Origin of the sequence: Pseudonocardia sp. HH130630-07, from assembly GCF_001698125.1 — a bacterium.
GTDB lineage: Bacteria > Actinomycetota > Actinomycetes > Mycobacteriales > Pseudonocardiaceae > Pseudonocardia.
This window is the reverse complement of record NZ_CP013854.1, coordinates 2366139-2379301: the sequence shown is the minus strand read 5'-3', so window position 1 is coordinate 2379301 and position 13163 is coordinate 2366139. Positions and strand designations below refer to the sequence as shown.

Genomic DNA, 13163 nt, shown 5'->3' with positions numbered 1-13163 from the left:
GTCTCGGAGGGATCAGGGTACGAACGTGACGTGGCTCTCGTCAGCCTCTAACCGGCGATCTTCACCGGATCAGCCGCCGCACTGCACGATCGGCTGCGGGTTGTACTTGACCGTCCGGGTGTCGCTGGTGGTCTCGCCGGTCTGGACGTTGCGCATCGTCCGGGTGTCGGTCGCGGTGAACCCGGGCGAGCCCTTGCTCGCGCTGCACGGCTGCCCCGGCGGGATGTTCACCAGCTGCGGCTCGGTCGGGTTCGTCCGCGGACCGCTCTGCGAGGTGACGTCGTACATCTTCTGGCCGAGGAAGGTCACCGTCACGTTGCTCGGCGTCCACGACGTGCGGATCAGCACCGCGGTCGGCCCGTCGTTGCGGAACTTGACGTCGATCAGGTCGTTGAAGACCGTCGCCTCCCGGGCCACCGGGTACCGGCTGATGTAGTAACTGTGCTCCTTGTGCTCGATGTCGGTCATCCCGGCGAAGTACGACGCGTTGTACAGCGTCGTCGCGAGCTGGGAGACACCGCCACCGACGCCCCGCGCCGGGTGGCCGTCCTCGATGATGCCCGCCTCGACGTAACCGTTCCCCGCGTTCCGCGGGTTGGTCACGCCGTTGAGGCTGAACGTCTCGCCCGGCTGGACGATCTCGCCGTCGATCATCTCGGCGGCGCGCCGGATGTTCTGGCCGGAGTCCGCGGCGAACCCGCCCGTGGTGAACGTGCCGATCTCACCGGCGTTGCCCAGCGACTCCAGGTCGGCGGTGGTGATCTCGGCCGGCTTCTGCGCGTAGACCGCCGGGACCTGGCGCTCACCCTGCCCGGTCAGGACCGGCAGCACGTTCGCGAAGGTCGCGTCGTAGTCGATGCCCCGGCCGTCCTGGGACGGGACGACCCGCGGCGGGGTCGCGGCGAAGTCGAGCTGGGCGTCGACGCCCGGCTTCTCCGTGCTCGCGAGCTGCGGCTTCGCCGAGTCCTCCAGCGTCTTGTTCGCGATGACCGGCTTCAGCTTCGCGGCGCCCTCCGGGTCCGCGGTGAAGCTCAGCGCCTTCACGATGTCCTCCGGCGGGATCGTGGCGTTCGCGCCCTCGCCGGTGACCGTCAGCGGGCCGGACACCGCGGGCAGCGCGACGTCGTCGATCGCCTGCTGCACGTCGGCGGGGGTGGTGACCGCCTGCTCGATGATCAGCGGGAGCTGCACCGGCTCACCGGAGGCCCACCGCTGCTCGACGACGCCGACGGCCGCGTCCACGTCCAGCTGCTGGCCGGGTTCCGGCGCGACCGGGGCCGGGCTCAGGCCCTGCCACTCGACGGCGCCCTCCTTCGGCTCCTTCATGACCAGCGGGGCCATCTGCTCCAGCGCGGACCGGACGGCACGGTCGTCGGTCGAGTTGACGACGCCGACGTCCTGGCTGGTGAAGAACGAGGAGACCCGGGTGATCGGGTTCAGCGGCTGCTCACCCGCCTCGTCCAGGGTGCGGTCGTAGTCGACCTTCAGCCCGGCCGCCCTCGGGTCGATCTCGCTGCGGATCTCGCCCGCCTGGACCGGCACCGGCGCGGAGGACCGCGGCTCGATCGCGGTCTGCAGCTTCTCGGTCGCCGCGGCCCGGGACAGCCCGCCGATGTCCTGCCCCGCGACGACGACGCCGCGCGGCACGCTCCCCGAGGTGACCAGCAGGTCACCGAGGTAGGCCAGCAGCAGCAGCCCGACGACCGCCGCCGCGACGATCAGCCCGGTCCGCCGGCCGCGGCCGGGACCGGAACCCTCCGGATCGCCGCCGTCACCACCGCCGTCGCCCGGTCCCGGGTCGTCGGGGCCGCCGGGACCACCCGGGCCACCGGGCCCGGGCGCGCCGGCTGCACCGGCCGCACCGCCGAAGACGGCCGTGCCCGCGGTCTCGATCCGCTCGGTCCGCTCGCCGGCGTTCCCGGAGTCGGCCGCGGCGCCGACCCGGGGCATGACCTGGGTCCGCTGGTCGCTCAGCGCGGCGACGCGGACGGTGTCCTGCGCGCCGTGGCCGGCGGTGTCCTGCCCGCCCGGAGCGGGACGGGACGGGGTGGCAGCGCCCGGCTGCGACACGGGCTGCGCCGGTTCGGCGCCGGCCGGCGCCGCGGGGACCTGCAGGTTCGCGGTGGGACCGTCGCCGGACGGGCCGGACGCCGGAGCGTCACCCGGGCGGTCGGCGGGTGCGGGCGACGGCCGGGGCGACGGCGAGGGCTTCGCCGCGGGCTCGGCCCGGCCGGCCGGCTCGCCCGGGCGCTGGACCGGCGCGGGCTCGCCCGGGCGCTGGACCGGCGCCGGGTCGGCGGGCCGCTGCCCGGACGCCGGGTCGACCGGACGCTGCCCGGCACCGGGCTCGGCCGGACGCTGGCCGGACACCGGCTCCGCCGGGCGCTGGCCGGACACCGGCTCCGCCGGGCGCTGGCCGGACACGGGCTCGGTAGGCCGCTGGCCGGACACGGGCTCCGCCGGGCGCTGGCCGGGCGCCGGATCGGCCGGTCGCGGGTCGGCCGGACCGGGCTCCGCGGCCGATCGGGCGGCGGCCGGACCGGGCTCCGCAGCGGGGCGCGGACCCGGCGACGGCCGCCGGGGCGCGTCCGCGCCACCCGCGGGCCCGGGCGACGGGCGGTCGCGCGCAGGCATCATCGGACGGGCGGACGGAGCCGGTGGAGTCCGGTCGGCACCGGCCGTCCCACGGTCTCCCGCTCCCGTTTCTGACGTCACCGGCTGCTCGGCCGGGTCGCCGGACGGGGACTGACGCTCGGGCATGACGTGGGACTTCCTTTCCGCACTGCCGTCGTGCCCGGCCGGGCCCGCTCCTCGCGGGTGCCGGGCCGGGGAATCAGAGGTAGAGACCGGTTCCGTGCTGGGCACCGGTGGAGGCCACCGCATGCAGGTCGCGCTCCCGCATCACCAGGTGCCCGACCCCGCCGATCTCGACCTCGTACTGGTCCTCGGGCGCGAGGAGGACACGGTCACCCGGTTTCACCGTGCGCACGTGCTGCCCCACCCCCACGACCTCTCCCCAGACCAGACGCTTGGCGACCTGTGCGGTTGCCGGAATGACGATTCCGGCCGAACTCCGTCGCTCGCCGGTACCGTCGACCTTCTTGATCATGACCCGGTCGTGGAGCATCTGGATCTCGAGTTTGGGCTCGACCACCCGGCCGATGCTACGACCCGCCACCGACACGTCCGGCAGCGCCCGGTGCTGCGACGACCGGTCGGAAACAGGGAAGGCCCCGCGACGCGACCGGGTCGGGGGTCCGGTGGCATCGCGGGGCTCGACCGGTCAGTCGCGCTACGAGATCGCTGCGTTACAGCGCAACCGGTTTTCACCCGTCCGGAGTACCCGTGGTTCAGGTGCTGGCGAGCAGGTACCGGCCGAAGTGCGGCACGGTGAACGCGATCTGGCCGCGCTGGGCCGAGAACACCAGGCCCTTCTTCATGAGGCTGTCCCGGGCCGGCGAGAGCGACGAGGCCCGCCGGTCCAGGTGCTTCGCCACCATCGACGTCTCCACCGGCAGGTCCTCGCCGTCGGTCAGCTCGGCCATCGCCCGCAGGTACTCGCGCTCGGCCGGGGTGGCCCGCTCGTAGCGGGACCCGAAGAACCCGACGGCCAGTTCCGCCTCCGCCTCGGGTGCCGCCATCGCGACGTCGCGCACCCCGATCGGGCTGGTGGGGGCGGCGTCCCAGGCCGCCTTGCCGTAGGCCTGCACGAAGTACGGGTACCCGCCGGAGCGCTGGTAGAGGTCGTCGAGCGCCTCCTGGTCGAACGTCGCGTCCTCCCGCTCGGCGGGTGCGCGCAGGGCGAAGTCCGCGTCGGAGCGGTCCAGCCGGTCGATCCGGGAGTACTTGAACAACCGCTCCGAGTACGACTTCGACGCCGACAGCACCGCGGGCAGGTGCGGCAGCCCGGCCCCGACGACGACCAGCGGCACCCGGGACTGGGACAGCTCGTGGCAGGCCGCGCAGAGCGCCGAGACGTCGTCCGGGCCCAGGTCCTGCATCTCGTCGACGAGCAGCGCGATCCCGGAGCCGACGTCCTGCGCCAGCTCCGCGACCTCGGTGAACAGCTCGACCAGGTCGATCTCGATGTCGCCGGAGTCGGCCCGGCCGTTGCGGACCGGGACGTCGATGCCGGGCTGCCAGCGGTCGCGCAGCTTCGTGCCCTCCGGCGAGGACCGCAGCGCGAACGCCTTGAGGACGCCGAGCACCTCGTCGATCCGCTCCGGCGCCCGGTGCCGCACGGCCAGGTCCCGGATCGCGCGGTGCAGCGCGGCCGACAACGGCCGGCGCAGGTCGGCGTCCGGCCGGGCCTCGATCTTCCCGGCGCCCCAGCCGGCGTGCATCGCCATCGAGCGCAGCTCGCCGAGCAGGACGGTCTTGCCCACCCCGCGCAGCCCGGTGAGGACCAGGCTCCGCTCCGGACGGCCACGGGCCACCCGTTCGAGCACGATCTCGAACGCGTCCACCTCGCGGTCCCGGCCGGCCAGCTCCGGGGGCCGCTGCCCGGCACCGGGAGCGAACGGGTTGCGCACCGGATCCATGACCGGACGGTATCCGCCGGTCTTCCGGATTCCGTAGACGGCGGTATCGGACGCCCGGCGTGTCGGTCGGATCCACCCACCCGGCCCAGTGCCGGCGGCCCCACCGGACGGTCACGCAGCGTTGTGGCAGGTCGCAACGATCCCGGTTCCGGGGACGCCCGGGGCGCCGGCGGGCATGATCGACGTGGCTCCCGGCTATGAGTTACACGATTGTCATCACGATCCGGTCGGCTCGTCCGGCGAACCTTCCACCACCCGCTCCGACCAGCGACACTCGTTCCCATCACCGAGCCCACCGCACGTTCCCGTCCGGAAGGAAGCGCTGTGAGCCGACGCCGCGGACGGCACCGCACCACCGAGACCCACCACTCGACCCTGCGCATGCGCCCCGTCACCCAGCGTCGACGGCGCCTCGACGGCCTGCGGAACCTGATCGCCGCGGCCCGCCCCGGCTGGTGAGCCGGGGTACCGGATCGCGCCGGTACCGCTGATCCGCAGCAGGTCCGGGCGGACGCACCGCTCCCGGACCCGTGCGGTCCCGGCGACCCCCTGCGCGGGCGGGCACCCCGTGCGGCGATCCGGGCGCGGAGGTCAGCCGTCGGTGCTCCGGCGGTCCGCCGGGCTCCCGTCGTCGACGACCTCACCGTCGATCACCGGACCGGAGCCACGCGGACCCGCGCCCGGCGTGCCGGTGCCGGTGCCGGTGATCATCGGCCGGGAGCCGCCGGGCCGGGCGGTGTCCTCCACGACCGTCTCGCCGTCCACGACGGTCGCGCCGTAGCGGATCCGCGCGGTGCGCAGGCCCGGTGCGGCCCGTTCGGCGGCGCGCACCATCCGGCGCCGGACCAGCGCCCTGGTCGGCGGCAGGACGAGCGCCAGGCCGAGCACGTCGGTGATCAGGCCGGGCACGAAGATGAGGATGCCGCCGATCGAGACGAGCAGGCTGTCGGTCGCCTCCTCGTGCGCGAGCTTCCCGCCCTGGATCGCGGTCGCCATCGCACGGAAGGCGCGCACGCCCTCGCGGCGGGCCAGCAGCAGGCCGACGACCGACCCGGCGAGCAGGACCAGCAGGGTCCAGCCCAGCCCGATCCAGGCGATCAGCCCGGCGATCGCCACCACCTCGAGCACGACGTAGAGCAGCACGAACGGCATGCCCGTACAACGCACGAGCATGTCGTTCTGCTCCCGGTCCGCCCGGATTTCACCCCGGAAGCGGTCACCAGGTGAAGGCGACCCCCGGATCGGCCAGCAGCGCACCGACGTCGGCCAGGAACCGCGAGCCCTCGGCGCCGTCGACGACCCGGTGGTCGAACGACAGCGCCAGCTGGCAGACCGTCCGCACGGCCAGCTCGCCGTCCACCACCCACGGGGCCTGCTTGATCGAGCCCAGGGCGAGGATCGCGGACTCGCCGGGGTTCAGGATCGGGGTCCCGGTGTCGACGTCGAACACGCCGACGTTGGTGATCGTGAACGTGCCGCCGACGAGGTCCGCGGGTGCGGTCCGCCCGGCCCGGGCGGTCTCGGTCAGCTCACCGAGCGCCTCGGCGAGGCGCCGGAGGTCGAGCGTGTCCGCGTCCCGGATCTTCGGCACGACGAGACCGCGCGGGGTGGCCGCGGCGATGCCGAGGTGCACCCGCTCGTAGTAGACGATCTCGCCGGCGCGCTCGTCCCAGCTCGCGTTCGCGGCCGGGGTGCGCGTGGCGGCGAGGCAGGCGGCCCGCGCGGCGAACGCCAGCGGGGTCAGCTTCACCCCCGAGAACTCCCGGGAGGACCGGAGCCGGTCGCGCAACGCCATCATCTCGGTGACGTCGACGGTCAGGAACTCGGTGACGTGCGGTGCGGTGAAGGCGCTGGTCACCATCGCGGCGGCGGTGGCCTTCCGGACGCCGCGGATCGGCTCGCGCCGGTCCCCGGCACCCGCACGGGGCGCGGCACCGCCCACGGCGGCCGGCCGGGCCGGCGCGGCGGCGACCGGGGTCTCCGCCGAGGCCGCCGAGGTCACGTCGTCGCGGGTGATGCGACCGTGCTGCCCGGTGCCGGTGACCGACCGCAGGTCGACCCCCAGCTCCCGGGCCAGCAGCCGGACCGGGGGCGGGGCCAGCGGGACGAGCCCCGCCGTGGGCCCCTGGCCGGCGGGCCCGTCCGCCGGGGATCCGCCGGCGGCGGTCGCGGGCCCGGATCGGGCCGTGGTCCCGGCGGTCTCGTGGCGGCCGCCGCCACCTGCCGACCCGCCCTCGGCGCCGCCCGGCGCGGGTGCGCCGACCGGCGCGGGTTCACCCCCCGCGGCGGGTGCACCGCCCGCGGCGGATTCGCCCCCCGGGGCGGGTGCGCCGTCCGCGACGCCCCGGCGCGGACGCCGCCGCGCGGCGCCCTGACGGGGGCCGTACCCGACCAGCGTCGCGATCCGGCCGTCCTTGCCCGCCTCGCCGATCTTCGCGCCACGGTCGTCGCCGGAGTCCCCGGTGCCCGGCTCCGGGGCCGGTGCGCCGCCGCCCGCGGTGTCGATGGCGATGATCGGCGTCCCGACCGCGATCGTCGCGCCGGGCTCGGCGAGCAGCTCGCCGACCGTCCCGGTCCACGGCGACGGCAGCTCGACCGCCGCCTTCGCCGTCTCGATCTCGACGATCACGTCGTTCACCTTCACGGTGTCGCCGGGGGCGACCCGCCAGGTCACGACCTCCGCCTCGGTCAGACCTTCGCCGACGTCGGGGAGCTTGAAGAGTTCACGCATGCGTTGGGTTCCTCACCAGGCCAGCGAGCGGTCGACGGCGTCCAGCACCCGGTCCAGGTCGGGCAGGTAGTCGTCCTCGAGCCGGGACGGCGGGTACGGCGTGTCGAAGCCGGTCACCCGCAGCACCGGGGCCTCCAGCGAGAAGAAGCACTCCTGCTGGATGCGCGCGGCGACCTCGGAGGTGACCGACGACTCCGACGGCGCCTCGGACACGACGACCAGCCGGCCGGTCCGGCGCACCGACTCCGCGACCGGGCCCAGGTCCAGCGGGGACAGCGAGCGCAGGTCGATGACCTCGAGGTCGTGCCCGTCGTCGACGGCGGCGGTCGCGGCCTCCAGGCAGGTCCGCACCATCGGGCCGTAGGTCGCCAGCGTCAGCGTGGAACCGGGCCGCACCACCCGCGCGGAGTGCAGCGGCGGGGCGGCGCCGAGGTCGGGATCGACCTCGCCCTTCTCCCAGTACCGCCGCTTCGGCTCGAAGAAGATCACCGGGTCGTCGGAGAGGATCGCCTGCTGGATCATCCAGTGCGCGTCGGCCGCGTTCGAGCAGGCGACCACCTTGAGCCCCGCGACGTGCGCGAACAGCGACTCCGGGGACTCGGAGTGGTGCTCGACGGCACCGATGCCACCGCCGAACGGGATCCGGACGACGATCGGGACCGGCACCTTCCCCTGGGTCCGGAACCGCAGCTTGGCGAGCTGGGAGACGATCTGGTCGTAGCCGGGGAACACGAACCCGTCGAACTGGATCTCGCAGACCGGCCGGAAGCCGCGCACGGCGAGCCCGACCGCGGCCCCGATGATCCCGGACTCCGACAGCGGGGTGTCGAGCACCCGCTGCTCGCCGAAGTCCTTCTGCAGGCCGTCGGTGATCCGGAAGACACCGCCGAGCCGGCCGACGTCCTCGCCCATGACCAGCACCCGCGGATCACGTTCCATCGCCGCGCGCAGGCCGTCGTTCAGGGCCTTCGCCATCGTGGTGCTCATGCCGGCTCACCCTCGGTCGTGAAGGACTCGTGGTAGGCGAGATGGGTGTCGCGCTGGGCGTCGACCTGCGGCGACGCGTCCGCGTAGACCTCGGAGAACATCCGCTCCGGGCCGGGCTGGGGCATCGCCCGGCAGAACGTCCGCAACCGCTCGCCGAGCTCGTCCGCCTCCGCCTCGACGGCCTCGAAGAACTCCGGCTCGACGCCGTGCCGGCGGGCCAGGTGCACCCGCACCCGTTCGATCGGGTCCTTGAGCTTCCAGAGTTCCACCTCGTCGGCGAGCCGGTAGCGGGTGGCGTCGTCGGAGGTGGTGTGGGAGTCCATCCGGTAGGTGAACGCCTCGATCAGCACCGGGCCGTTCCCGGTGCGGCACTCCTCCAGCGCCCACCGGGTGACGGCCAGGCAGGCGAGCACGTCGTTGCCGTCCACCCGGACGCCGGGGAAGCCGTAGCCCCGGGCGCGCTGGTAGAGCGGGACCCGGGTCTGGCGGGACAGCGGGACCGAGATCGCCCACTGGTTGTTCTGGCAGAAGAAGACCAGCGGGGCGTCGTAGGCGGCCGCCCAGACGAAGCCCTCGTGGACGTCGCCCTGGCTGGTGGCCCCGTCACCGAAGTAGCAGATGGTGGCCTCGCCGGTCTCGGAGTCCCCGACCTTCGACTCGAAGCGCTGGCCCATCGCGTACCCGGCGGCGTTCAGGCACTGGTTGCCGATGACGATCGTGTACGGGTGGAACCGCTTGCCGGCGAAGTCCCAGCCGCCGTGGTCGGTGCCGCGGAAGATGCCGAGCAGCTCGGTCGGGTCGATGCCCCGGGTCCAGGCCACGCCGTGCTCGCGGTAGCTGGGGAAGCACATGTCCGTCGGGCGCAGCGCCCGCCCGGAGCCCACCTGGGCCGCCTCCTGGCCGAGCAGCGGGACCCAGATGCCCAGCTCGCCCTGGCGCTGCAGGGAGTTGCCCTCCCGGTCCGCCCGGCGCACGAGGACGAGGTCGCGGTAGAGGTCCTTCAGGTCCTCGGCGGTGATGTCGGCGGCGTAGCGGTCGAACCGCTCGTCCGGGACCCGCTCGCCCTCCGGGGTCAGCAGCTGGACCAGCTCGGCCCCGCCCTCGTCGACACCCTTCAGACCGGCGACGACCTGGTCGTGGCTGGGCCGCGACCGTGGATCGGTCGGTAGCCACGCCTGTGGTTCGTCCACGGGGACACCTCCTCGGATCGCCCGGGCCGGGGTGCCGGCGGGCGGCTCTTCCGCGTGGCCCGCACGGGGTGGGCGGGCCGGGGACGCTCGGTCGCGTCACCGCCGATCCTGGCACGCCGCGCGGCGCCGGGGACAGCAGTGCCGGTCGTGGTGTCCGCATGCGACGGACCCGGCACCCTGCGTGGTGTGCCGGGTCCGTCGGGACGTCGCTCAGGCCCCCTGCGGGCCGGGCGGCGGGGTGGTCGGCGGCTGCTGCTGCCCGGGAGTGGCCGGCGGCGGGACGGGGTGCCCCGTCGACGGGTCACCGGGGCGGCCCGGGGCCGGCGGCGTGGTCCCGGGGGCGCCGAAGCCGTACCCCGGCTGCGGGATCCCGGCCACGTCCTTGGCCTTGCGCGCCACCCCGGAGATCTGGTTCGTGTAGCGGCCCTTGGTCTGCTTGTCCACGAACTGGGCGGCGGTGTCCAGCGCGCGGCCCGCCTGGTCGGGGTGGGAACGCGCGTAGCGGCGGGCGGCCTCGGCCGCACCGGCGAGGACGGTGAGTCGGCGGAACAGGGACATGGTGTGCGGACCTCCGTGGCTACGACGGGCTCGCGGGTCGCGTGGACCCGCGGAAGGGAAACGTGTTCGCGTCGGCAGGAAGTTCCCCCGCCGGGTGCGGCCCTAACGTCCCATGGTGAAGAACTCCGGGTTCGGGCGCAGGGCGGTGAGGTGGGCGAGCCGGTTGGACATCGCGAACAGCGCGGTGATCGCGCCGACGTCCCAGATCTCCTCCTCGGTCAGGCCGGCGGCCCTGGCGGCGTCCAGGCCGGCCTCGGTGAGCCGGTCGGGGTCCCGCGCGAGCAGCAGCGCGAGATCGACGATCGCCCGCTCGCGCACCGGCAGTTCCGTCGCGTGCGGGTTGGTGGCGACCCGGTCGGCGATCTCCGGGTCGGCGTAGCGGATCCGCAGGATCGCGCCGTGCGCGACCACGCAGTAGGTGCAGTGGTTCGCCCCCGAGGTGGCGACGACGACCAGTTCCCGCTCCGCCTTCGACAGCGTCGACGCGGTGCCCTCCGGCGGGTTCATCAGGGCGTCGTGGTGGTCGAGGAACGCCCGCAGCTCGGCCGGTCGGCGCCCCAGCGCCCGGAAGACGTTCGGGACGAAACCCGAGCGCTCCGCCACGGCACCGACCCGCTCCCGCAGGTCCGGTGGGAGATCGTCGAGATCCACGTGCCCGAACCGGCTCACCTCGTGCTGCGACATGCTCCCGGACGCTAGTACCTCGTCAGGGTTGGCGGCCCGGGCACGGATCCGGGACCATCTCCGGGCATGGGGGTCCCGGAGCAGGTGCGCGAACGGCTCGCGACGTGGTGCGTGGAGCAGGTGCCCGAGGGCAGCCGGGACCGCCGCCGGATCGGCTATACGACGGCCGGGGGCACGGTCACCGTCCTGGATCGGCGGCCACCGGCGTTCCCCGAGCTGGGCGCCGCCTGGACGTCGACGGCGCTGGCCCGGTTGCGGATCGACGATCCCGAGCCGGGCAGCTGGACGCTCTACGTGCCGGGGGCCCGGGGCTCCGGCCGCCGCTGGGAGCGCGTCCGGCCACCGGCGACCGACCCGTTCGAGCTGCTCGACCGGGTCGCCGCCGACATCCGCTCCGCCGGGCCGGCCTGAGGTTCAGTCCTCGTCCGCACCGCGCCGGGCGGGGGCCATCGCCGACGGTGCCGACGGACGGCTGTCCTCCGCCGGCGCCGACGCCGGGCGGGGCGCGGGGACCGCGGCGACCGCCGGGGCGTCCACCGGCCCGGCCTGGGCCGGGACGGCGTCCGCCGGAACGTCGTCCGACGCGGGTGCCGGCTCGCCGGTCCCGCCGCCTGCCGGGCTGCCGGTGCCGCGCAGGAACCGCGCCGAGGCCTGGTTGAGCACCTCGATCAGGGTGGTGCCGGAGGACTCCGCACGGGGCTCGTCGGAGACCACGGCCAGCATCCGCGGTGCGACCGCGGTCAGCAGCAGCCCGTCGGCCTGCAGCGCACCGGCCCCCAGCACGACGACGAGATCCGCCGCGTCCGCCGCGGGGAGCGCGCTCAGCACGGCGTCGGACGCGGCCACCTGGACCAGCCCGAACCCGTGGACCCCGTTCTCCGCGTCCGCCGTCCAGGCGGCGACCAGATCGGGGTGCGAGCCGGACAGCCGCTGCAGCAGCGACTCCAGCTCGGTCACGTCGGCCAGCTCGCGACGGGCCCGGCCCAGCTCGGCGAGCGCGGCGGCGTAGGCCTCCGGGTCGTGGTCGCGCAGCGCGTCGACGACGGCCGGGTACTCCGGGGCGAAGGAGCCGTCCGGCACCGCGGCCTCGCACTCGGCGGCCATGCGCTCCAGCTCGTCGGCGGCCTCCGCCGGGTCGCCCTGCTCGTCGTGGTCGACGATCGCGCGCGCCACCCGCTCCGCGGACGCCAGGTCCGGCACCGAGACCGGCGAGCCCTGCTGCAGGAACAGCACGTCGTGGCGCAGGGCTCCGACGGACCGCGCGGCGGCTGCGGTGTCGTCGAGGGACCCGATCAGTGCCGGGAGGTCGTCGGTCCCCTCCGGGACCGGCAGGCCGAGCGTCGTGCACAGCCGGGCGATCTCGGTGTCCCGGTCGGCCAGGTGCAGGTGCCGGGAGACGGCGAGGATCTGCTCGTGGGTCTGCGGGACCGCGCCGTCGACCCGGAAGACCTGCAGCAGCGGCTCGGCGTCCTTCTGCTCCTGCGGGCGGAAGTAGCTGCGGGTCCGGCCGCCACCGTCGAGGAAGTGCAGGTAGCGGCGGATCGCGAGCTCGCCGCCTTCGGGGAGCGGTTCGTCCTGCTCGACCCGGGACCCGGACCCGGCCCGGTCGTCACGCTGGTCGGCGGCGAGTTCCCGCAGCGACTCGAGCTCGGTCCGCAGGCCGCCGTGCACCAGGCGGCCGGCCACGTCGCGCAGCCGCTGCGGCTCGGCCGCCCCGTCGAGTGCGGCCAGCGCGGTGAGCGTGGCCGCGGCGACCTCGGTGACCGCCGCCAGGCGGTCGGCGTCGAGGTCGCGGAGCAGCCCGGCGACGATGCGGGCCTCGCCGGTGTCCTCGCCGGCGGTCCCCTCGACCACCCGGGCCGCCTGCTCGCAGCAGTCGGCGACGTCGGCCCCGGCCGGGAGCGCGCTCTCCGGCGGGATCTCCTGCCCGGCGCGGGACCGGTCGGCACCGACGGTGGCGAGCAGCGTGCGCAGCCTGCGGAACTCGCTCGACGGCAGCGTGGGCAGCCGGTCGACGACCCGGCCGGACACCGCCGGGGGGAAGGCCGCGCGCACGGCGGCGAGCCGCTCGGCCTGGCCGCCGGTCAGCACGATCCGCATGCCGTCGCCGGTCAGCTCGCCGAGCACCCGGGCCAGCTCGTCGGGGCCGGTCTCGGAGAGCACGACGAGTGCCTCCCGGGCCAGCGCCCCGGCCAGCGTGTCGCCGGACCCGGCGGACGACTCGGCCGGCCCGGTGGAGTCCAGCGCGGCCGACAGGCTGCGCAGACCGGCCGGTACCCGGCCGTCACGCACGTCACCGACGATCCGGGACGACGCGGCCGCGGTCGCCGCACCACCCCGGCCACTGCCCGCGAGCCGCTCGACGAACGCGACGAGAGCCTCCGGGTCCGTGCCCTCGGACACCCGGACATCCAGCATCGCGCCACACACCTCCGCCGTACCTGCATCACCACGCCGGGACGGCGCTCACGT

The 13163-nt window shown here is 75.0% G+C and carries 12 protein-coding genes; 2 read left to right on the top strand and 10 right to left on the bottom strand.

The genetic code is table 11. The features are described 5' to 3' along the window. Nucleotides 1-69: 69 nt before the first annotated feature. The 3 genes from AFB00_RS11515 to AFB00_RS11505 all read right to left on the bottom strand — a co-directional run bounded on the left by AFB00_RS11515 (nucleotide 70) and on the right by AFB00_RS11505 (nucleotide 4541). Nucleotides 70-2424 (bottom strand): VanW family protein, encoded by a 2355-nt coding sequence (locus AFB00_RS11515; protein ID WP_197519824.1) that lies wholly within the window; start codon nucleotides 2422-2424, stop codon nucleotides 70-72. A gap of 409 nt (nucleotides 2425-2833) precedes the next feature. Next, complete coding sequence (locus AFB00_RS11510) at nucleotides 2834-3154, bottom strand: GroES family chaperonin (RefSeq protein ID WP_068800222.1); 321 nt, start codon at nucleotides 3152-3154, stop codon at nucleotides 2834-2836. 196 nt (nucleotides 3155-3350) lie between these two features. Then, on the bottom strand, nucleotides 3351-4541 hold the full coding sequence (locus AFB00_RS11505) for an ATP-binding protein (RefSeq protein WP_068797223.1): 1191 nt from the start codon (nucleotides 4539-4541) through the stop codon (nucleotides 3351-3353). 324 nt (nucleotides 4542-4865) lie between these two features. Here AFB00_RS11505 and AFB00_RS35480 point away from each other — a divergent pair, with 324 nt between their 5' ends. Beyond that, a complete protein-coding gene (locus tag AFB00_RS35480) occupies nucleotides 4866-5000 on the top strand; it encodes a hypothetical protein (RefSeq protein ID WP_257785252.1) in 135 nt (44 codons plus the stop codon). A 132-nt stretch (nucleotides 5001-5132) separates the two neighbouring features. Here AFB00_RS35480 and AFB00_RS11500 read toward each other — a convergent pair whose 3' ends face one another. The 6 genes from AFB00_RS11500 to AFB00_RS11475 form a co-directional block, all read right to left on the bottom strand. Next, nucleotides 5133-5693, bottom strand: a complete 561-nt coding sequence (locus tag AFB00_RS11500) for an FxsA family protein (RefSeq protein ID WP_068797222.1) — start codon at nucleotides 5691-5693, stop codon at nucleotides 5133-5135. Nucleotides 5694-5757: 64 nt separating this feature from the next. Next, nucleotides 5758-7272: a dihydrolipoamide acetyltransferase family protein gene (locus AFB00_RS11495; protein WP_068797221.1), complete on the bottom strand. Its 1515-nt coding sequence runs from the start codon at nucleotides 7270-7272 to the stop codon at nucleotides 5758-5760. 12 nt (nucleotides 7273-7284) lie between these two features. After that, nucleotides 7285-8259 (bottom strand): alpha-ketoacid dehydrogenase subunit beta, encoded by a 975-nt coding sequence (locus tag AFB00_RS11490; RefSeq protein WP_068797220.1) that lies wholly within the window; start codon nucleotides 8257-8259, stop codon nucleotides 7285-7287. Then, nucleotides 8256-9449, bottom strand: coding sequence for a pyruvate dehydrogenase (acetyl-transferring) E1 component subunit alpha (pdhA, locus tag AFB00_RS11485; RefSeq protein WP_156819491.1), 1194 nt, complete (start codon nucleotides 9447-9449; stop codon nucleotides 8256-8258). The genes AFB00_RS11490 and pdhA overlap by 4 nt, the downstream gene beginning before the upstream one ends. A gap of 210 nt (nucleotides 9450-9659) precedes the next feature. Next, complete coding sequence (locus tag AFB00_RS35770; protein ID WP_068797218.1) at nucleotides 9660-10007, bottom strand: antitoxin; 348 nt, start codon at nucleotides 10005-10007, stop codon at nucleotides 9660-9662. Between the two features lie 102 nt (nucleotides 10008-10109). After that, the gene (locus tag AFB00_RS11475) at nucleotides 10110-10691 is read right to left on the bottom strand and encodes a peroxidase-related enzyme (protein ID WP_068797217.1); all 582 of its coding nucleotides are present in this window, start codon (nucleotides 10689-10691) and stop codon (nucleotides 10110-10112) included. Nucleotides 10692-10757: 66 nt separating this feature from the next. On the opposite strand from AFB00_RS11475, the gene AFB00_RS11470 reads away from it, so the two are divergent. Further along, nucleotides 10758-11102 carry a DUF3024 domain-containing protein gene (locus tag AFB00_RS11470; protein ID WP_068797216.1) on the top strand — a complete coding sequence of 115 codons (345 nt, stop codon included), beginning with the start codon at nucleotides 10758-10760 and terminating at the stop codon, nucleotides 11100-11102. 3 nt (nucleotides 11103-11105) lie between these two features. On the opposite strand, the gene AFB00_RS11465 is transcribed toward AFB00_RS11470, so the two are convergent. Continuing rightward, on the bottom strand, nucleotides 11106-13094 hold the full coding sequence (locus tag AFB00_RS11465) for a hypothetical protein (RefSeq protein WP_156819490.1): 1989 nt from the start codon (nucleotides 13092-13094) through the stop codon (nucleotides 11106-11108). Nucleotides 13095-13163 lie beyond the last annotated feature (69 nt).